We start from the raw sequence: 19,799 nt of genomic DNA on the forward strand, positions 1-19,799 counted from the left end.
GATGTGGAAAAATTTCTGGCTTGATGCAAAAGGCCGCCTCAAGCTGAATGATCTACTGTGCAGCCCACTATTCTGGAGTATGGCGGCACTGAAAATATTGTCCGGGATGTTCCTCGGATCAGGCTATTTTAGTGCGCTTTTCTTCCCATTTTTTGAGAATTTCGCGGACACCCCTTTTCAAAGCCCGTATGTGACCTCTTGGCATGAGGGAGAGCCCGCAGCTTTTCCCTACCCTGCTTTCATGCTCTATTTCATGGTGGCTCCTCGCCTTTTGATGGCCCCTTTTGGGGCTGCTGCGTGGCCTTTGCCGCTTAAGTTCCTATTGTATCATATACCGCTATTTGCCGCAGACCTGACCATGCTTTTGGTGTTTATCCGTTGGTTTCATGGTCGCAGCCAACGGGTTATTTTGCTGCTGTGGTGTTCGCCAGTTCTGTTTTATATCAGTTACATACATGGTCAGTTAGATGTGGTGCCCATCGCTCTTCTGACAGTTTCCCTGTATCTGCTGTTCAGGGAGTATCTGGTGTGGTCAGCTATTATTCTTGGGTTGGGGTTGGCTACCAAAACGCATCTGGTCATGACCCTACCTTTTTTTCTGCTGTATATCTGGCGGCATAGGGAGCGGACACAGGCGTTGCTGAGCTACGTTGGTTTGGTTTTGCTGACGTTTGGCCTCGTGAACATGCCGTTTCTCTTTGATCATGCTTTCCGGCATATGGTGTTTGAGAATCTTGAACAGAAGAAAATCGGGCAGGTTGCTCTTCGTCTGACGCGGAGTGGGCCAGAATTTTATGCGATACCATCAGCTTATATACTGCTGGTATTTTATGCTCTGCGTATCAAGATACAGAACCGTGATATTTTTATCATGTTTCTGGGCTTTGCCTTTGGGGTTATGCTTCTTTTTATCAACCCTATGCCAGGCTGGTACTATTGGGTTGTACCTTTTCTGGTCTATTTTTTCTCTCGTGCCTCCATGCTTCAGTGTCTGCTTTTGGCGGCGCTTCAATTCTCATACCTTTTGTATTTTGGGTTAAGCCCGGCCTCAGATTACCGCGAAGTCTTTCAGTTCGTATTTCCACATTTCGCACAGGGGCCGAATGCTTTCGCGCTCTTGGCCTCTGCGGGGTTTAATGCCCGCATGTTGGCCGATAGTGCGTTTACGCTCATGCAAACGCTGCTGATAGCTAACTGCCTGTGGATTTATTGGCGTGGAATCAAGGCATTACATTATAATAAGTTTAGCTCTCATTCATTCCTGATCGGTATTGCCGGGGATTCGGGGAGTGGTAAATCCACTCTTACAGAAAATCTTCTGGACCTGTTTACGCCCAGTCATATGACCGCCCTGTGTGGTGATGATATGCATAAGTGGCAGCGTGGACACGCCAAGTGGAAGGAATATACGCACCTCAACCCCAAAGGGAATGAGTTGCATCAGGAGTTGCACTACATTGCCGCGCTACGGCAGAATATGACCATATTCCGCCGGCATTACGACCATACAACAGGTAAGTTTACCGAGGCTGTTGCTATTTCCCCCAAGCCGCTCATGGTCATGGAAGGGCTGCATACTTTCCTGCTTAAGCCAACCCGAAGCATGTTGGATCTCAAGATCTTTATGGCGCCAGATGAAACGCTTCTACTGCACTGGAAGATCCAGCGCGATATGTTGAAACGTGGCTATAGTATGGAGCAAATTATCGCATCGGTTGAGGCACGACGGGCTGACGCGGAGCGTTATGTTAAAGTACAGGCCCATGCGGCGGATATAGTTTTTACCTTTTTCCCGCTAGAGCCTATTGGTGATCGTTTGGGAGATCTTGAGTATAAACCTGCAGTAGGGTTGCGGGTTATGTTGTCTAACAGGTTTTATCTTGACCCTCTGTTGGATGGAATTTCAGATCTATACCCGCAGAATGTTAAGCATTATTACGAATGTGAAAACTGGCAGATAATCGAGTTCATGGATTTTCTTCCGTTTGCAGCGATTGAACATATTGGAGAAAAGTATGTCTCTGACATCCAGGACTTCGGGATCTATGCGCCAGCATGGAAAGGTGGATGGGAAGGAGTGCAACAAATTATCGTTGCCTACATTATCTTCCATGACGGAACCCGCTTCCCCGAATTCTGATGGGTTGCAGCAACTTGCACATGTTTCTCGCCAACTAGGCGGCAATAAAGCGTTTGTGCAGGGCGGGGGCGGGAATACCTCGTTTAAAAATGATGCGCGCTGCATGTGGGTGAAGGCGTCAGGAAGCGAATTGGCGCATGTAAGTCCTGATCAGGGCTTTGTGGCAGTTGATTATACTGGGATACGGGATGGTTTGTCGGCTTGCGGGAGTGAAGCGGATTATACCGGCCTTGTACGTTCCGCCATTTTGCCAGCGCCAGAGACGTCAAAAGCTCGACCCTCTATAGAAGCGGGCTTTCACGCCTTGTTGGGGCCATGTGTGCTGCATAGCCATTCGGTGCTGACCAATCTTCTTGCTTGTGCCAAGGAAGGTGTCGCGTTAACCGAAGCTATTCTACCTCAGGCTGTGTGGGTGCCATATGCGTCGCCGGGCCTGCCTGTGACGCAGTCAGTGATGGCGAAAATCATAGCCCAGCAAGCTCTTGCAAATGGGATAGCCATATTACTTTTGCAGAATCACGGTCTGGTCGTGGCCGCTCATACACCAGACGCAGCATGGCAACTGCATGAAACAGTTAATGAGACTGTTCGTTCTCATTTTCGTTTACCTCCTCCTGTTGTCGAAGAGGCGCCTTTCTGCGCGGCAGACGCCGAGCACCTGCTTTTCCCCGATCAGGCTGTGTATTTGGGTCATGAAACCCTACGCCTTTCCAAAGCGGGGGAAGAGACGCAGCAAGCTTATAATTATTTACGACAGACCATGCATGAACTGGGTCTGACACCTAACTTTCTTCCAGTGGAAGAGGCAGATTTCCTTCTTAACATGGAAGCTGAGAAGTACCGCCAGAAGGTCGCAAAATCATGAATGAATGGCAACTGATCATCCCTATGTCAGGGTTGGGGTCGCGCTTTGTGCGTGCCGGTTATACGGATCCCAAACCTCTTATTACACTTGATGGTCGGCGTCTGATCGAGTGGGTTCTGCGTATGTTCCCCGGAGCGGAAGATCCAATTTTCATCTGCAGGCGCGAGCATATTGAAACCACCCCGATGCGGAGCATTCTGACTGATTTGCGCCCCAAAGGACGGATCGTGGTCATTGAAGGGGCAAAGCTTGGCCCGGTTGATGCACTGCTCAAGGCAGAACATGCCATTCCGGATGACCGGCCAGCACTGGTCAGCTATTGCGATTACTACATGCATTGGAATTACGCAGCATTCCGTGGGGCCATGGAAGCAGTTGGCGCCGCCGGAGCAGTGCCATGCTATACGGGCTTCCACCCACATCTGATGCCGGAAAAAAACCTGTATGCATGCTGCCGCGTAGATGGCGAAGACCGGATGCTGGAAATTCGGGAAAAATATAGCTTTGAAAAAGACAAAACACAGGCCCGTCATTCGCCTGGGGTATATTACTTTAATTCCGGCGCAACATTGAAAAAATATGGTCATCAGTTGATGGCACGCGAAGATTCCCTGAATGGTGAATATTACGCAAGCATGATTTTCAACCATCTGATCGCAGATGGGCTGCCTGTGTATGCGCCAGCCAACGTAAACCATTTTTGCCAGTGGGGTACGCCACAGGATGTGGACGAATACCACTATTGGACCAAAATTGCTGTGAGAATTGCCAAATGAACATTCTCATTCCTATGGCAGGAGCCGGTAGCCGTTTTGCCCAGCAGGGCTACAGCCTGCACAAACCGGTCATTCCCACGACCCTGCGCCGGACAGGCACAAAAGTGCCCATGGTGGTTGCAGCCGTAGCCGATCTGCCGGTGAACCCTCAGGCAGCAGAGACAAACCTGACGTTTGTGGTCCGCGACTTCCATATTCGTGATGAGGTTACGGATACAATCCGCAGCTATTACCCCAAGGCAGACTTTATTCCTGTTGACCGCCTGACAGAAGGGCAGGCATCCACCTGCCTGCTCGCGCGTGAGCGTATTGATACGGACCAGCCCTTAATGATCGCAGCATGCGATAACGGCATGGACCTTTTACCATCCGCGTTTGAACAGGCCGCAGAACAGGCTGATGCGCTCATTTTCACCTTCAGGGAGAACGAGGCTGTCTGCGCCAACCCCCATGCTTACGGCTGGGTGCGGACAGAGGGCAATAAAGCACTTGGGGTTTCCATAAAAACACCCATCAGTGACACACCGCAGGAAGATCACGCCGTAGTTGGCACTTTCTGGTTCCGTCGGGGGAGCGACTTTGTTTCCGCCGCCGATGCGATGATTGCTGCTAACGACCGCATTAATGGCGAATTCTATGTGGATCAGGTGTTCCGTTACCTGATTGAAAAAGGGCTGAACGTACGCGTTATCGAAATTGATCGGTATTTGTGCTGGGGCACACCCGCTGATTACGAACTTTACGAAAATACGATCCAGTATTGGGTCGATTTCCTGACGGAAGAAAAGGCACGATGAGCCTCCTTTCCATAGTTATTCCCTGCTACAACGAGGCCGGGAATATTCCCCTGATTTTTCGCCGCCTGCGCGAGACCCTTGGAACACGGCAGGATGTGGAAATCATTCTGGTTGATAATGGGTCAGGCGATACATCTCCGGCTGTTTTTGAGCAGGAAATGGCAACACACGCGGATCCACGTTTCCGCGTTGTGCGGGTACCGGTCAATCAGGGCTATGGTTATGGGATCACACAGGGGCTTGCCGCGGCTCAGGGGGATGTTCTGGCATGGACCCACGCGGATATGCAGACCGACCCCAAGGACGTACTAACGGCGTTTGACCTGTACCAGTCCCTGCCTCCGGCGCTGCGGATTATTAAAGGCAAACGGCGCAACCGCCGCCTGCTTGAGGCTCTTTTTACATTCGGCATGCAGTGCGTGGCCTCTGCGGCACTGAAGGTACGGCTGGATGATGTAAACGCCCAGCCTAAACTCTTCTCCCGTGCATTTTATGAGCGTTATATCCGGCATGACGCCCCCAAAGACTTCTCGCTCGATCTTTATCTGCTCTATCAGGCCCGCCGGAATGGCTATGAGATCGTCACTATCCCGGTAGATTTTTCCCAAAGGCTCCATGGCGAAGCCAAGGGAGGCGGCAGCTGGAAGACCCGCATCAAGCTGATCCGCCGCACGTTTGCCTATATTTTTGAACTACGTAATGCCCTGATCACCAAGGAAAAACCTCATGCTGATCATTGATCATCGTCGCAACGCGTTGGCGCAGATTGAAGCAACACCAGTAAGGTTTGGGGCAGAAATTGATCTAAGGAACCACGGGAACGATATTCTGGTTACGCATGATCCCTTCATCACGGATGCACCGCGACTTGAGGACTGGTTAAAGCAGTATAAGCACCGCTTCCTGATTGCCAATGTCAAGGAAGAAGGCATGGAAGAGCGCCTTCTGCCTTTGCTTGAGCAGTTTGGAGTTAAGGATTTTTTTATCCTTGATGAGAGCTTTCCATTTATCCGCAAATATGCGCGGGCAGGCGTGCCGAACTTTGCCTTGCGTGTTTCCGAATTTGAGGACTATCGCACAGCTTTGAATCTTGCACGTGACCTGAAAGCTATAGGGCGGCATGTTGACTGGGTGTGGGCTGACAGTTTTACGGGTAATCCGTTGCATCCGGATGTAGTCAAAGCCTTGCGGGATGAAGGTATGAAAATCTGTGCTGTGTCGCCAGAACTACACCACGTCAATAAACCAGAAATCTGGAATAGTCTTGTGCTGGAAATGCAGAATAAATTGTCAGATATAGATATAGTGCCAGAAATGGTATGCACCAAGCGCCTTACCCTATGGGAAGATTTTACGAAATAATATCTATATGGGGATGTGCAAGGTTTTTGGGAAAATAAGATGTTTTTAAATAATAAAATCTGCAAAAATATTGCATTGAGTTTTCTGATCGGAATAGTTCTGTCATCAGTTCCGATGCTAATTTATGGAAATGCATATTATCGTGATGATATGCAAACCCAATATATGCCAGTATTCTATTCCATTGGCAGTATGCTTATCCACTATCACCAGATACCATTTTTGACCACGCATACATGGTTTGGCGGGAATATATCTGGTGAGTTCCAATATGGCATCTTCAATCCGGTCGAGTTAATTTTATATTCTTTTCTGCCAATCATTAAGTCTCTACCATGGGGGGCTGGGTTTCTGGCCGCCATCCATTACGGGATACTATCAGCCGGTATATTTTTCCTGTGTAAAACGTTAGGAATATCCAACAAGTATGCATATGTCGGGGCGGTAACTATTGTCCTGAATAATTTCATTTTTTATTGGTTTGCAGAAAGCTGGTTTCCTGAATTCTCTTCTATATCGTTTATGGTATGGGCCGTCGCATTTGTTCTACGTGCCAAAGATTCAAAATGGGATTTCCTGGCTGCTGTTATTGCCACATATTTGACTATTACAACCGGGTTTCCTCAGACTATCATTGCTCTTGCTTTATGTGGTCTTATTTACTCAGGAATAGAGATATATAGAAACAGGACTTTAATATCTAGCTTGCCTTTGATTTCTCTCGGTTTGGGGGGGATGGCGGCTCTTATATCTATTTTGCCCACGCTGGCGATGCTGCTGATTTCAGATAGAACAGCATCAGATATGACAACAGCAACCTCCATGATACCTAGCTTGGGGGATTTATTGGTTGTCTTTAACCCTATTCATCCATCGCACATTTTGTACCCTGATAATCGTAACGTTAAAGCCTCGTTGTATTATGCGGGCTGGTTTATTCTGCCTGCATTGATGTTTATAAATTGGAAGTCGATACGTTATATTCCTCAAAAGAATTTGTGTATTTTTGTTTGTGTATTTGTTTTTTAATTTTGACTCAGGGACCTTCTAGTATTCATGTGCTCAAGCTTCCTGTACGGTTTACACCATTTTTCCAAATTTTTCTTATAATTTCTACACTTTACCTATGGGATAACTACAGAGATAAAAGTATATCGAAATCAAAAAAGAACATTTTTTATTTAATTGTTATTATGACAAGCACTATTTCAATAATGCAGTACCCTCAAAAATGGGTCGGTATTCTGATTGCTGCAGGCATGTGCATTTATTTTGGTCTGAAATTTGTAAAACAAGATATGAAATTGGCACAAATGGTTGCAATTACTATTTTATTTACAATTTTATCGCGTATATCAGGCGGAATATATAATCATATGTTCCCAAAATGGGATTTTTACCCACAAATTTCTGAAAGTATCAATCTAAACTCCGTTGATCCTGAATATAATATGTGTCTCGTAGATGATGTCTATAATGATGCGTGGGAAAAGAATGGTAATGAATATATAAAACATATCTGGTTTGGTAATATCGGCCTTCTTTCTGGTCGTCCAAGCATCAACGGTTACTCGCCCATCAAACAGTATGCTTTGCAGAAAAGATTTTTCCGGATGGTTCAGGCACTTACACCTATGGAAGCAGGAATAGGTGGATTGGAAATAGAACCTACTACTGGAATGACCTTTTTTGATTTGATGCGTGTAAAAAATGTCATTGCGACAAACGGTTTGTTGGCAGATTTGTTTGCACGTGAAAAACCAACACACTGGACAGAGCTGGAGGGAAACAACCCGTATAGCAGAGTTTTTTCTCACACCCTGCCAAATGAAAAATTACCAGGAACACTGTCATGGCCAGTGGAAGGTTTGACAGTTGTAGAAAAAGGCACCCCTCAAGCTACGCAAGAGACATTTACCATTACATCGCGCGACAAAGGCACGAACAAACTTGTTTTTGCACGGACCTCCTGGCCTGGCTATGAGGCGACATTTAATGGGGTAGCCGCGCCAGTTTCTACTGTTGCGGGTTTTTTGTTGGCGGTTGATCTTCCAGCCGATGGTTCAATAGGGGTAGTTAAACTCTCTTATCACTTGCCCTATGTTCATATAACGCTGGCTTCCTTCGGATTGAGTATATTCCTGACAATATTATTCATGAATATGAATTTTCTATGGAATAGGCCGTATGAGATTGCATTGAAGAACAAAGTGACGATCTAGAGAGAGTGTTATGAACCGTTTGCTTTTTTTAAAATAACATCACTAGTTTTAGCTATTGCGATGAGTTCTGGGTTATCAGAATGTTTTGCGGAAGAAGCTGTGGAGAAAATGTTTGTTTGCAAAAATGCTGATTTTGCAAATAGATATTGGGGGTATCTAAATAAAAAAATACCTCTCAACCAAAAGATGAATCGTGAATATATTGATAAGATATATGAATATTTAATAAATGATAAAGAAGAAGTACGTGATCCACAAAAAGATCAATGCATATGGATAGAAGGGAAGGAGTTAAGCTTTTTTGCAAGTGATGGGTATGGTGCATTAGCTGTGACTGATGGCATGCATGATGTCTGGTTCAAAAACAAAGCCTCTTTTGGATGGATTAACTCTCAGTTTTATAGTTATTTGAAGCGTAATTATTCTATAAATTAATGTTTTTCGTATAATATAATTGATACGGATTATAGGTAATCTGATTCCTCTAAAATTTTTGTTTTGGGAGTTATGAAAATTACGAACGACCATAAAAAACATCGTGGGATAATGCGTTTTAGGAGTCATTACCTATCCCCATTATGCTGTTCTGTGTTGTATGTCGTAATGGCAATTATAACATGGTATGCATTATGTAAGTCTTTGCCTGTTATGGTTCATAGACTACTGTTGAATGGTGTCCTTGAAACTGCTGAACCAACATCATTTTATTTGAGCGGAGTATTGCGAGAAAAATATCCACTTTATCAGTATTTAAAGTCATCTGCTGCAGTATATCAGACTGGAACAATATATAATCCATTATATTATCTATATCTCAGGATGCTTCCTGAATCATGGATATCCAATCTTTCTGTATTACGTATTATGTCATTTTTACCGTCGTTTTTGTTGTCTGGTTTGTTTATTGAAATTGCGATGCGGCGGGCATTGAATTTAAAATGGGTCGGTTTTATCTGGGGCATTATTTTTTTCGCATTATACCCAATGTATGGTTGGGTTGACCTTTCAAGACCAGATGCCTTTTTCATGTTCAGCATGATATTGGTATTTTTCTTCTTAAGTCTTAAAGATAATGGATATGCAAAGTTTATTTTGGTTGGCTTGGCTGTGTGCGGTTGTTTTTTAGTTAAACAACCGGGTTTGATATTGGTTTGTATTCCTCTACTTTTGTCGGTATTTGAGCGTAAATATCTTATTTCATGTGCTGTTGCTTCGAGTTCTATTATTCTAGCCGTTATATTTTTACGTCTGCATTATGGAGCAGCATATTGGAAGTGGGCATTTACTGTTCCTGGGCATCATCCATTTTCTCTCTCCCATGGTATTCTCGTTTTTGCCCAATACACAGGGGATGTCGTTATTTCTTTGGCTGCGCCATTTATTTTTCTACTTCAGAAGCGGGGTATTGTCGGTAAGGGCTATCAGGAGGTTTTACCTCTTTTTTTCATGTATGGCGCGGCACTGGTTCTGGCGTTTATCTCTTCTGGAAAAGAAGGCGGCTGGGTAACAGATTTTGTTATTTTCATGGATATGGCCGCAATAATAATGGCTGTCGTATTGAGGAGAGCATTACACGGGGAACAAAAAGGTGCCATTCTGTCAGGAGTGGCAGTTGGTATTGGTATTCTGATATCAATATCTATTATCGAAGCCCGGGATATGCGGCGGACTCTTGAACCTATGGCAAGTGACATCGGGCAAATAAAAATACAGCAGATTGTGCAGCATATTAAAGGTGATGTTTGGACAACAACTTGGCCGATTGTCGATTATAGAGCAGGCAAACCAGTAAAGTCACCTTTGCAGCAGTTGTGTCAGGCATGGCTTTCCGCATGTAGTGAAGTGCATGATCCCGGTCCAGGCTTGTTAAACCCGGCTATGTGGAGTGCTGTTTCCGAAAAGAAGTTTGAAGCAATTCTTCTACCCAACAATCTTTTTGTCAGTGGCCTGAGTTCGATTGTTAAAAATAGATATATTTATTGTTTTTCACTGCGGGATCATTATGAATTAAGAGACTATTATGGGCAGATGTATTGGCCATCAGAAGTGTGGGTGGCGTCGCAAGCTACATGTGATGATTTGCGTGTGACATTTGGGTATTAGAATGAGGAGATATCTAAAAAATCCTTACTTTGTAACCTACTTTAACGGTAGACCATATTTATAAAATACGGCTCTTATATATACATTATACACAAGTATTTGTTTTGGAAGATATCGGGGGGCATAGACTCTAGACGCCATGCGTGGTGTGGACTAAGTGCAGCATTCTGATTTAAGGGTGTATGAGCAGAGGTTGGGGCTGAACTTTAAGAGTTGAGCCTTGAGCATTCTCATATGTTCTGTTGCACTGTTTGTCGGGTGGGTGAATTGTTAGTGTACATTATTTATAACCCGACAGCAGGGCGTCGAAACATCAAAAAACTTACGGCTGTTCTGGATGCTTTGACCCAATTCGGTATTTCCCCGCAGGTACTTAGGACGGAATACGCAGGGCACGCTACGGAGCTGGCGCGATCTGTTGCAAGGCTGGGCGGCATAACGATTGTGGCGGCAGGTGGTGATGGCACAATTGCCGAGGTTGTGTCTGGAATAATCGGGACAAATGCTCGGTTGGGCCTCATCCCTTTGGGTACAGCAAACGTTATGGCGCGCGAGTTCGGGTTGCCCCGTAAACCTGCAGCCATTGCAAAAGTGTTAGCTAGCTCTGGTGGGCGTTTGCTTTGGCCTGGGTGCCTCCAATATCCATCTGGGACGAAACAAATTTTTGTGCAGATGGCAAGTGTTGGGTTTGATGCAAGCGTTGTACACCATGTTCATCCTGGGTTCAAAAAACGAGTTGGTCGATACGCTTATGTTATCCAGACGATAAGAGATCTATTTTACTATCGTTTTTTGCCTGTGCAGATAGAGGTTGATGGAAAGATACGCTCTGTAGCAGGAGCTATTGTAAGCAAGGGGTGCTTTTATGGCGGGCATTACCTGCTAACCCGGCATGCAAACCCGTCAGAGCGAGGGTTTACAATTATCTTGTTTGAGCAGGGTGGTGTCTTCTCTGTTCTAAATGTGGGCTGGGCTCTGTTAAGGAATAGGATAAGCGATTTGCCGGGGGTGCAGATTATAAAAGCGGATCAGATAAAAATACTGACTCCAGAAGGCATTCCGTTGCAAGCTGATGGAGATGCATCTGGTTCTACTCCCGTTGAAATAAGCGATGCGGAAGCACCGATCCTTGTTGCCGCACCATAGGGCACTTGTCATAACCACTTGATAAATTGGGAAATTTTCCTCTCAATATATAATACGAAAAAATTAAAACTTAATAAAATTTTCATTAATAGCTGAAGGCATGGGGACATGCTAGATCGAAATCATCATTTCTGAATTTCCCAAAAATCTCTTTTAATGAGTGCAACAAAGTGAGATTTTTCTTCCTTTAAAATTGTGCTGCGTAGTTAACTTTTTAAGTATCCTTCAGTCTTAGCACATATTACTTGAACGAAAGCAACGCGATATGGTGCATCCGAGATATAAATTTTCCTTATTGGTTATCTTGGTTGTTATATCCATGTTTTTTGGGAAATATGACGGTGTCAAAGACCTGCTTCATACTTATTTCCCCATCATATATTTCGGAGTTTTGTTATCATCTATTAGAAATAATGTTGCTAGGAGTATGCTTCTAACAACGTTTTTCTTAATATCATCCCTGTCTATTATTGTAAGATGCATATATGGCAATGTGTCTAAAAATATGGTTTTGGCTGCATTGGGTGTCAATATAAAAGTGTCTTTGGGTCTTTTGGACCAGATTCCTGTTTATTACTATTTATTGCTTTTTTTGTTTATAGCATTTGTGGGATATATTTCTTATTCCATGAAGTATATCAAACTGAATAGAATGTATTGTTTATTGATTTCTGCTTTGTTGGTCTGGTCTTTGTCATATCCAATAGTGCGTGGATTGCGCGTGTGGGGACCAAGATTTTTTATAAACAATGTTATTTATGATAAGTCTTTTATAGCACAAAACTATATAGACAGATACAAAGTGTTTTTTGGTGATGTAATTGCAGCATTGTTAATTGAAATGGACGCAATATCAGATTCAAAAAAATATAAAGTCGTAGCTCATGCAGATCAGCCAAATTTTGTTTCCCACAAGGGTGTTGAAGAACAAAATATTATTTTCATTATTGGTGAGGCCTCGAACGTTTTAAGATATAGCGCCTATTCGTACAAACGCCCCACTACTCCAAATTTAAAACATTGGCGTGATGATGGAAGTTGGTGCGCTCTTGAAAATGTGCACTCATCTGCCAGTCAGACAAGAGTCGCGGTGCCAATGTATGTATCTTTTGCTGATCCAGAGCACGAAGCTTATCTATTTAATTATAAAAATCTTATAGAAATGGCAAAAGATAATAATTACAAAACATATTGGCTGGATGCCCAAGATGGACAGGGTCTATGGAATAAGCCTTTTGGCTTTGTTGAGAGGTATGCTGACATCCATGCATCGCCACATATAAATAATACGCCTTTCAAAATTATTGAGGGAAAAGACGACAATTTGATTAACCCAGTCGAATTTTATTTTAAAAACGCTCAGGGGCAATCAATTTTCTTTATTCATCTTTTCGGAAACCATTTGCCGTACGATATGCATATTGATGCGAATGATAATGGTGAGCATTTTGATGCCTATGATAAATCTATTCATCACGTCGATGGCATAATTTCGAAAATAAAAATATTGGCAGATAAGAATTTAAAAAATTATAAAATGATATATGTGCCTGATCATGGGGAAGTTGTTGGTGAGGGGCATGGTTTTCCTAGCAACCGTGATGAAATGTATTTGATACCATTCATGGCAAACAATGATGATTCTTGTCGATACATGGAAAAATTTCGGGGTGAGGATGGTTTTGTATCGTCCAATGATGTCAAATATCTCATTCTACATCTTCTGGGGTATGACATCAGTGATGAGAAAGTGAATTATGAAAAATCCAATGGATATAAAATTAAAGATTATCAGGAAAATGTAATAGATTTTCGAAATTTAGAACATATTAAACCTGCTCAATAGATACAGAAAATATATGAAGAAGTAATGAACGCTCTTCTGCTTGTAGATGGGAGCAACCTTCTGGGTGTAGAGGCGTGTAAATGACCTACGGCAGGTAGCGAAGGATGCCATCAGTCATGGGTTTACACTTGTGGTAACAGATTGTAATTTTTCCTGAATTATTAGGGGATTACGTTGCCTATGTCATCAATGCGGAACCACCGGGCGCCAGCTCTCAAGGCTGTCCTGTCTTACTGGCGCTCTGCGCTGCTTGATGGTAACCGGCCGTTTGAGGCCGCCTTATGATTGAGGATTGTGACTGGTAACTTACCGTCGTTAACGACGTCGTTATTGACGTCATTTGAGAGGTAAGAATGACCCAGGAAATCCTGATTGGCGTTGAACGCCGCCGCCGCTGGTCGGATGAACGGAAGCTGGCGATACTGGCTGAAGTTGGTGTGGATGGAGCAAGTGTATCGGATGTGGCACGTCGACATGACCTGACCCGCCAACATCTTTACCAATGGCGGACGTCATTCCGTCAAAGACTATCTTCCCCAGATCAGTCTGTGGCGTTTGTTCCTGTTGCTTCAGTGACGACACCTGCTGTGGCATCTGGCGGTGATCCTGACGAACTGGCCATAGTGCTGCGCAATGGCCGTAGTATCAGGGTGACGGGACATCCTGCCGAAGATCTTCTGGCCCGGGTCATCCGGATTGCGGAGACGGCATGATTGGCGTGGGCAACGGCGTGCGTGTCTATCTGGCCTGCGGGGTGACCGATATGCGCAAGGGCATATCGGGTCTGGCAGCACTGGCACAGGACGTGCTGCGTCAGAACCCGACATCAGGGGCGCTCTTTGCCTTTCGTGGTCGCCGTGGGGACAGGATCAAGCTTCTGATGTGGGACGGTCAGGGGTTCTGTCTTTATTACAAGGTGCTTGAGAAGGGACGTTTTCCATGGCCGTCTCCGGCAGAGGGCGTTGCACGCCTGACGACAGCACAGATGGCCATGCTGTGGGAAGGCATGGAGTGGAGACGCCCTTCCTGGTCTGCACCACCGTCTCGCGTGGCCTGATTTTTATGGCGTGAGAGTGCAGAACATTTTGAATTTTCTTAGGTTTTCTGCTATTTTTTCATAATGACGTCTGCACCTGCGGTCCTGCCTGATGATCCGGATACCCTGAGGGAAATGATTGTTTCCCTGCAGACCGAAGTGGCTCGGCTTTCTGCGTCAGCCCGTGCGTATGAAGCTCTTGTCCAGTCTCTCAAAATCCGGATCGCACGTCTTCAGAAACAGAAATTCGGGGCCAGTTCAGAAAAGATAGACCGTGAGATTGAACAACTCGAACTGCTCCTTGAAGATGTAAAAATCGCCATCGCGGCAGCCGATCCTTCTCCTGATATCAGGGAGCATGATGTCAGCGATGATGCACTCTCTCCCCCACGGCAGCGTGGCAAACCAAAGGTTTCTGACACGACACCACGGGAGCGTATTGTTCTCGACCCAGGTGAGGCCTGTCCTGCCTGTGGCGGTCCCCTGCGTCTTGTAGGCGAAGATGTCACCGAAATACTGGACTTTATTGCGGCAAAACTGAAAGTTGTCGAAACGGCACGGCTGAAGAAATCCTGCCGTCACTGCGAAACACTGGTGCAGCCTGAAGCACCGTCGCGCCCTGTCCCACGGGGGATGGCTGGCACCGGGCTTTTAGCCCATATCCTGGTCTCGAAATTCGATGACCACATTCCGCTTTATCGTCAGAATGAGATCTTTGCCCGTCAGGGTGTGGACATTCCCCGTTCAACCCTGATCGACTGGTGTGGTCAGGCCGTTGCCGTTCTGCGTCCTCTGACAGATCTGATCCGTCAGGATGTCGTAAAGGCAGACCTGCTACATGCTGATGATACACCCATCCAGGTTCTTGACCCCCGTCTGCGTCAGGCTGGCAAACCCCGGGGCGTGAAGGAAGGGCGGATCTGGAGCTATCTGCGCGATCCCCGCCCATGGGGAGGGAGTGATCCGCCCGCCGTGGCCTACTGGTTCTCTCCCGATCGCAAGGGGATCAATCCCCAGACCCATCTGGCACAGTTCCGGGGCATTCTGCAGGCTGACGCCTACGCCGGGTTCAGGGATCTGTATAAACCAGACGCAACAGGAACCGTGCACGTGCGCGAAGCGGCCTGCTGGGCTCATCTCCGCCGGGCCTTCCATGATGTCTGGAAGGGCAGTGATTCGACAATCGCAAGGGAAGCACTTGAACAGATCGGAGAGCTCTACGATATCGAGCGCCAGATCACCGGACACCCGGCCCCGTATCGTCTGGCTGTCCGACAGGAACAAAGCCGCCCCCGTGTCACAGCATTCCACGCATGGTGCGAAACACAGCTTGCCCGTATCCCTGGAAAGGGGGAACTGGCAAAAGCGATCCGTTATGCGCTCAACCGGTGGAAGGCCTTTACCCTGTTCCTCGAAGATGGTCGTGTCGCCATCGACAACAATCCTGCCGAACGCGCCATACGGCCCGTATGCGTGGGGCGAAAAAATTATCTCTTTGCCGGATCCGACACCGGGGGCGACAACATCGCTGATGCCATGACGCTTATCGAAAGCGCAAAACTCTCCCGGCTTAATCCGCACGATTACCTCGCCGACGTCCTGGCCCGTATCAACGAGCACAAGATCAACCGGCTCCACGAACTGTTGCCATGGAACTGGAAACCCGTGAATACACTGCACAGACAGGCCGCATAATCAAGGCGGCCCAGAGCGGCCGGTTACGCTTGATGATGCACAGATGAAAATTTCCTTCGATGATAAGAGGAATGGCGGCCAGTCCAGCTTTATCTCTGTGGAGGCAGGGGTTTTTAGGGGAGGCCAGCTTCCGGAAAATATTGTTCGCGCATTGCGTCAGAAGCACCCCAATTCCAGTAGTCTTCGTCCAGAAGACCCCATTATCGTCATGGCGGCTCTCCGAGTTCTTCTCGGGGAGGTCCATCATGCGACCGGAGACACCCGGCAACCTACACTTTATTGTATGGCGGCTCTTGTTTCGGTTCAGTCAGATGGCCGTATTTTCCCTGCTGATAGTACGCATCCGTGGCTCAATAGGGAACTTCTGGCCCCCTCGGATGCTGAGACCCTGATTGGGAAGGTGTCGGTCATGGATGAATGGCTGCAACTGAACCCATTTTCTGGTGGAAGCCTTGCGGCAACGCTCGAATGGGCGGACAGGTTTTGGAATGCCGTCGTCGGAGAGAAAGGGCTTCCGAAGGGGTATAAGTTTTGGGGGGAAGTGGCTTTGCAGCCGACTGAGGCCAGTGTCGGCATGAAGGCTTCCCAGCAGCAACGCCGTTTCTACGATGCTCTCATGGATGATGATAGTCTCATCACGCCACTGTTGGCCCGCTATGTGAATGGGGCGCCTGAACCGAAAATTGTTGATGCGTCGTTAGGCCTGAGTGCAGCCTCCATGCCGAGGGGAACAGTGACGGCAGCCTATGGCATGTCCTTGAGCCAGAGAGAAGCCATGGCGGCTTTTTGTGCTCTGAGGGAAGGGGAGCTTTTGGCCGTGAACGGGCCGCCCGGAACGGGGAAGACGACCCTTCTGCAGGGGATAGTTGCGACAGAATTGGTCAGTCGGGCTCTGGCGGGTGGAGAACCCGCAGTTATTGTTGGCACATCGACGAATAATCAAGCCGTTACAAATATTATTGACGCCATGACAAAGGCGATGGCCGCAGAGGATGATAGGCTTTGGGCCAAGCGATGGGTGCCCGACGCCAATGCGTTAGGCCTTTATTTTCCGTCGATGTTCAAGGAAAAAGAGGCCCTGCAGGCTGGGTATCTAATTGCTTCTCCCGGCCGCAATCTTGGTACGGAGGAGTGGAAGGGGTTCCCTGAGCGAGAGCGGAACGGAGATGACGCCAGGGCATCCTTGGATTTCTGGGTGTCCAGATACTCTGAGAGCTTTCCGGCAGAGATGACATGTTCTGCTCAGGACAATAGCGATGATCCTCAAGCGCAGGCTCTCAATATTGTCGAGCATGGTATCGAGGGCATCCGTAAACGTATGTCCCGTATTGCTGATGTTGGCAAAATTATCGTCGAACAGGCGGCAGGATTATACCAGCTTTTTGAGCAGAGTGTGTTGATTTTCACTGAGAACTGACCCGGGTTTTTCATCAGGAATTGACCCAGCCAGATGCTATTTCAGGCACAGTCGGGCGGGCGGTCAAGAAGAGGATCTGTCCTTTCTGTTTTTTGACGCGGCGGTGCTGGCGCGGAACCTGTAGCTGTCATTTCCTGTCTCGAGGATATGACAGTGATGGGTCAGCCGATCGAGGAGCGCCGTTGTCATCTTCGGGTCACCAAAGACGTCTCCCCATTCACTGAAGCTCAGATTGGTTGTGATGATGACACTGGTGCGCTCGTAGAGGCGGCTGAGCAGATGGAACAGCAGGGCGCCCCCAGACGCACTGAAGGGGAGATAACCGAGTTCATCAAGGATCACGAGATCCAGGCGGAGCAGCCTGTCGGCAATCTGCCCGGCCCGGTTGGCGGTCTTTTCCTGTTCGAGCGCATTGACCAGGTCGACCGTTGACCAGAAGCGCGCCTTCTTGCGGTGATGGGTGATCGCCTGGATGGCCAGCGCGGTCGCCAGGTGGGTTTTCCCGGTTCCCGGACCGCCGATCAGCACGACATTTTCAGCACGCTCGATGAAGTCCCCGCTATGGAGCTGGCGGATCATGGGCTCGTTGACCTGCGTATCGGCAAAGGAGAACCCGGACAGGTCCTTGTAGGCGGGGAACCGGGCGGTCTTTGTCTGGTAGGCGATGGAGCGCACTTCGCGTTCGGCCAGTTCCGCCTTCAGGAGTTGTGAGAGGATGGGGATGGCCGCCTCGAAGGCAGGTGCCCCCTGCTCGATGAGGTCGGCCGTGGCCTGGGACATGCCATACATCCGCAATCCACGGAGCATGACCACAAGTGAAGCAGCCGCAGGATCATGACGCATGGCGGCTGTCCCTTCGCAGGATGTCATACCGCCCTGTATCGGCGCACGGTTCGTGTTCGAGCACCAGGGCCTGTGGGGCATCGAGCCGGGGAACCACGGTTCTCTTGGCATCGATCAGGCGATGAAGCGTATTGAGAACATGGGTCTTGGTCGCCACGCCGTCTTCAAGTGCCAGTTCAACCGCGCAGAGGACAGCCTGCTCATCATGCTGCAGCACAAGGGCCAGGATTTCAGCCATTTCCCGGTCGCCTCCAGGGCGCCTGAGCAGTTGATCCTGCAGGGTCCGGAAGGCGGCTGGCAATTCGGTAAACGGCGCGCCATTGCGTAGGGCGCCCGGTTTGCGCTGGATGACCGCCAGATAATGCCGCCAGTCATACACCGTGCGGCCTGGCACACCATGCGAACGCGTGATGATCCGGTCATGCACGCACAGAACTTGCCCTTCGGCGATAATGCGCAGCTTGTCAGGATAAACCCGCAGGCTGACCGGACGATTGGCAAAGGAGGCCGGCACGCTGTAGCGGTTGCCTTCGAACTGGATCAGGCAGGTTGGTGAGACGCGCTTGGTCTGTTCGACAAACCCGTCAAAGGGACGCCCCGGCACCATGAGGTGGGGACGTTCGCTTGCATGGACCTCGGAGACGCTACACGGCAATCCAGCATGCCGCAGCCGTTCCCAACGGTCCAGGCAGCGGGCTTCCAGCCAGGCATTCAGCGCCCCCAGATCGGGAAAGACGGGCAAATCCTGCCAGATCTGGCGCCGGGCATCCTGCACGGTCTTCTCGATCTGCCCTTTCTCCCATCCGGCTGCCGGATTGCAGAAGGTCGGCTCGAACAGGTAATGGCTGGCCAGGGCCATGAAGCGCAGGTTGACCTGACGCGCCTTGCCCGACCCAATCCGGTCCACGGCCGTCTTCATGTTATCAAAAATACCCCGCCGCGGCACGCCACCGAGCACGCGGAAGGCCTCGGTAAGCGCATCAAAAAGCATCTCGTGGGTCTGTAGGGGATAGGCCCTGAGTATGAAGGCCCGGCTGAAGGACAGTTTGGTGTGGGCAACCTGCAGCTTGACGCGACGGTCGGCAATGACCGCCCAGTCCTCGCCCCAGTCGAACTGGAACGCTTCCCCGGGCTGGAAGCACAGGGGCACAAAAACACCCCGACCCGTTGTCTGGCGTGCCTGGTGCTGTTCGTGTTTCCACTGCCGGATGAAAGCGGCCACCCGTCCGTAGGATCCATCATAACCCAGTGCCACAAGGTCTTCATGCAGTCGTCGCGCCGTGCGCCGATTCTTGCGGGGGCGAGCGGCTTCCAGGACCAGCCATCCCCTCAGCCTGTCAGCAAACGGGTCCAGTCGGCTGGGACGTTCGGGGACCTGGAACCGCGGTTCAATACTCTGTGCCCGGAGATATTTCCGGATCGTATTGCGTGACAGTCCCGTCCGGCGTTCGATCTCGCGGATCGGAAGATGATCCCGGCAGTGCCACCGGCGGATCACACTCAGAAGCTCCATGTCAATCACTCCAAAACCCCCCCAGCAGATGATGCCGG

18 protein-coding genes are annotated in these 19,799 nt (G+C 48.3%); 16 read left to right on the plus strand and 2 right to left on the minus strand.

What is annotated here, in order from left to right:
• The first annotated feature begins 1 nt into the window (after nt 1).
• The 16 genes from AGA_RS02885 to AGA_RS02960 all read left to right on the plus strand — a co-directional run bounded on the left by AGA_RS02885 (nt 2) and on the right by AGA_RS02960 (nt 17,405).
• The gene (locus AGA_RS02885) at nt 2-2,140 is read left to right on the plus strand and encodes a hypothetical protein (RefSeq protein WP_059022949.1); all 2,139 of its coding nucleotides are present in this window, start codon (nt 2-4) and stop codon (nt 2,138-2,140) included.
• Nucleotides 2,112-3,005 carry a class II aldolase/adducin family protein gene (locus AGA_RS02890; protein ID WP_059022950.1) on the plus strand — a complete coding sequence of 298 codons (894 nt, stop codon included), beginning with the start codon at nt 2,112-2,114 and terminating at the stop codon, nt 3,003-3,005. Before AGA_RS02885 ends, AGA_RS02890 begins: the two co-directional genes overlap by 29 nt.
• On the plus strand, nt 3,002-3,781 hold the full coding sequence (locus AGA_RS02895) for a glycosyltransferase family 2 protein (RefSeq protein WP_059022951.1): 780 nt from the start codon (nt 3,002-3,004) through the stop codon (nt 3,779-3,781). Before AGA_RS02890 ends, AGA_RS02895 begins: the two co-directional genes overlap by 4 nt.
• Nucleotides 3,778-4,578, plus strand: a complete 801-nt coding sequence (locus tag AGA_RS02900) for a glycosyltransferase family protein (RefSeq protein WP_059022952.1) — start codon at nt 3,778-3,780, stop codon at nt 4,576-4,578. The genes AGA_RS02895 and AGA_RS02900 overlap by 4 nt, the downstream gene beginning before the upstream one ends.
• On the plus strand, nt 4,575-5,318 hold the full coding sequence (locus tag AGA_RS02905; protein ID WP_059022953.1) for a glycosyltransferase family 2 protein: 744 nt from the start codon (nt 4,575-4,577) through the stop codon (nt 5,316-5,318). Before AGA_RS02900 ends, AGA_RS02905 begins: the two co-directional genes overlap by 4 nt.
• Nucleotides 5,305-5,940 carry a PI-PLC domain-containing protein gene (locus tag AGA_RS02910; protein ID WP_059022954.1) on the plus strand — a complete coding sequence of 212 codons (636 nt, stop codon included), beginning with the start codon at nt 5,305-5,307 and terminating at the stop codon, nt 5,938-5,940. Before AGA_RS02905 ends, AGA_RS02910 begins: the two co-directional genes overlap by 14 nt.
• A 75-nt stretch (nt 5,941-6,015) precedes the next feature.
• Complete coding sequence (locus AGA_RS02915) at nt 6,016-6,969, plus strand: glycosyltransferase family protein (RefSeq protein ID WP_231945935.1); 954 nt, start codon at nt 6,016-6,018, stop codon at nt 6,967-6,969.
• 164 nt (nt 6,970-7,133) lie between these two features.
• The gene (locus AGA_RS02920; protein WP_231945938.1) at nt 7,134-8,162 is read left to right on the plus strand and encodes a hypothetical protein; all 1,029 of its coding nucleotides are present in this window, start codon (nt 7,134-7,136) and stop codon (nt 8,160-8,162) included.
• A 60-nt stretch (nt 8,163-8,222) separates the two neighbouring features.
• Nucleotides 8,223-8,597, plus strand: coding sequence for a hypothetical protein (locus AGA_RS02925; RefSeq protein ID WP_157065284.1), 375 nt, complete (start codon nt 8,223-8,225; stop codon nt 8,595-8,597).
• 204 nt (nt 8,598-8,801) lie between these two features.
• Nucleotides 8,802-10,265 carry a hypothetical protein gene (locus AGA_RS02930; RefSeq protein ID WP_231945939.1) on the plus strand — a complete coding sequence of 488 codons (1,464 nt, stop codon included), beginning with the start codon at nt 8,802-8,804 and terminating at the stop codon, nt 10,263-10,265.
• Nucleotides 10,266-10,523: 258 nt separating this feature from the next.
• Nucleotides 10,524-11,411 (plus strand): diacylglycerol/lipid kinase family protein, encoded by an 888-nt coding sequence (locus AGA_RS02935; protein WP_231945940.1) that lies wholly within the window; start codon nt 10,524-10,526, stop codon nt 11,409-11,411.
• Nucleotides 11,412-11,904: 493 nt separating this feature from the next.
• Nucleotides 11,905-13,257, plus strand: coding sequence for a phosphoethanolamine transferase (locus AGA_RS13375; RefSeq protein ID WP_172793717.1), 1,353 nt, complete (start codon nt 11,905-11,907; stop codon nt 13,255-13,257).
• A 353-nt stretch (nt 13,258-13,610) separates the two neighbouring features.
• Nucleotides 13,611-13,970, plus strand: a complete 360-nt coding sequence (tnpA, locus tag AGA_RS02945; protein ID WP_007400224.1) for an IS66-like element accessory protein TnpA — start codon at nt 13,611-13,613, stop codon at nt 13,968-13,970.
• Complete coding sequence (tnpB, locus tag AGA_RS02950) at nt 13,967-14,314, plus strand: IS66 family insertion sequence element accessory protein TnpB (RefSeq protein ID WP_010510701.1); 348 nt, start codon at nt 13,967-13,969, stop codon at nt 14,312-14,314. The genes tnpA and tnpB overlap by 4 nt, the downstream gene beginning before the upstream one ends.
• A gap of 63 nt (nt 14,315-14,377) precedes the next feature.
• Complete coding sequence (tnpC, locus tag AGA_RS02955) at nt 14,378-15,988, plus strand: IS66 family transposase (RefSeq protein WP_007397838.1); 1,611 nt, start codon at nt 14,378-14,380, stop codon at nt 15,986-15,988.
• 43 nt (nt 15,989-16,031) lie between these two features.
• A complete protein-coding gene (locus AGA_RS02960; RefSeq protein ID WP_059022961.1) occupies nt 16,032-17,405 on the plus strand; it encodes an ATP-binding protein in 1,374 nt (457 codons plus the stop codon).
• A gap of 63 nt (nt 17,406-17,468) precedes the next feature.
• Here the strand turns inward: AGA_RS02960 and istB are convergent, their stop codons facing one another.
• Nucleotides 17,469-18,248: an IS21-like element helper ATPase IstB gene (istB, locus tag AGA_RS02965; protein WP_025437151.1), complete on the minus strand. Its 780-nt coding sequence runs from the start codon at nt 18,246-18,248 to the stop codon at nt 17,469-17,471.
• The gene (istA, locus tag AGA_RS02970) at nt 18,238-19,761 is read right to left on the minus strand and encodes an IS21 family transposase (RefSeq protein ID WP_059024568.1); all 1,524 of its coding nucleotides are present in this window, start codon (nt 19,759-19,761) and stop codon (nt 18,238-18,240) included. The genes istB and istA overlap by 11 nt, the downstream gene beginning before the upstream one ends.
• Nucleotides 19,762-19,799 lie beyond the last annotated feature (38 nt).

Origin of the sequence: Acetobacter ghanensis, from assembly GCF_001499675.1 — a bacterium.
GTDB classification, from domain to species: domain Bacteria; phylum Pseudomonadota; class Alphaproteobacteria; order Acetobacterales; family Acetobacteraceae; genus Acetobacter; species Acetobacter ghanensis.

What these genes read in the sequence shown, in the direction of transcription:
- AGA_RS02885 (WP_059022949.1), top strand. Translation starts at nt 2, where the DNA reads ATGTGGAAAAATTTCTGGCTTGATGCAAAAGGCCGCCTCAAGCTGAAT.
- AGA_RS02890 (WP_059022950.1), top strand. Translation starts at nt 2,112, where the DNA reads ATGACGGAACCCGCTTCCCCGAATTCTGATGGGTTGCAGCAACTTGCA.
- AGA_RS02895 (WP_059022951.1), top strand. Translation starts at nt 3,002, where the DNA reads ATGAATGAATGGCAACTGATCATCCCTATGTCAGGGTTGGGGTCGCGC.
- AGA_RS02900 (WP_059022952.1), top strand. Translation starts at nt 3,778, where the DNA reads ATGAACATTCTCATTCCTATGGCAGGAGCCGGTAGCCGTTTTGCCCAG.
- AGA_RS02905 (WP_059022953.1), top strand. Translation starts at nt 4,575, where the DNA reads ATGAGCCTCCTTTCCATAGTTATTCCCTGCTACAACGAGGCCGGGAAT.
- AGA_RS02910 (WP_059022954.1), top strand. Translation starts at nt 5,305, where the DNA reads ATGCTGATCATTGATCATCGTCGCAACGCGTTGGCGCAGATTGAAGCA.
- AGA_RS02920 (WP_231945938.1), top strand. Translation starts at nt 7,134, where the DNA reads ATGACAAGCACTATTTCAATAATGCAGTACCCTCAAAAATGGGTCGGT.
- AGA_RS02925 (WP_157065284.1), top strand. Translation starts at nt 8,223, where the DNA reads ATGAGTTCTGGGTTATCAGAATGTTTTGCGGAAGAAGCTGTGGAGAAA.
- tnpA (WP_007400224.1), top strand. Translation starts at nt 13,611, where the DNA reads ATGACCCAGGAAATCCTGATTGGCGTTGAACGCCGCCGCCGCTGGTCG.
- tnpB (WP_010510701.1), top strand. Translation starts at nt 13,967, where the DNA reads ATGATTGGCGTGGGCAACGGCGTGCGTGTCTATCTGGCCTGCGGGGTG.
- tnpC (WP_007397838.1), top strand. Translation starts at nt 14,378, where the DNA reads ATGACGTCTGCACCTGCGGTCCTGCCTGATGATCCGGATACCCTGAGG.
- AGA_RS02960 (WP_059022961.1), top strand. Translation starts at nt 16,032, where the DNA reads ATGAAAATTTCCTTCGATGATAAGAGGAATGGCGGCCAGTCCAGCTTT.
- istB (WP_025437151.1), bottom strand. Translation starts at nt 18,248, where the DNA reads ATGCGTCATGATCCTGCGGCTGCTTCACTTGTGGTCATGCTCCGTGGA.
- istA (WP_059024568.1), bottom strand. Translation starts at nt 19,761, where the DNA reads ATGGAGCTTCTGAGTGTGATCCGCCGGTGGCACTGCCGGGATCATCTT.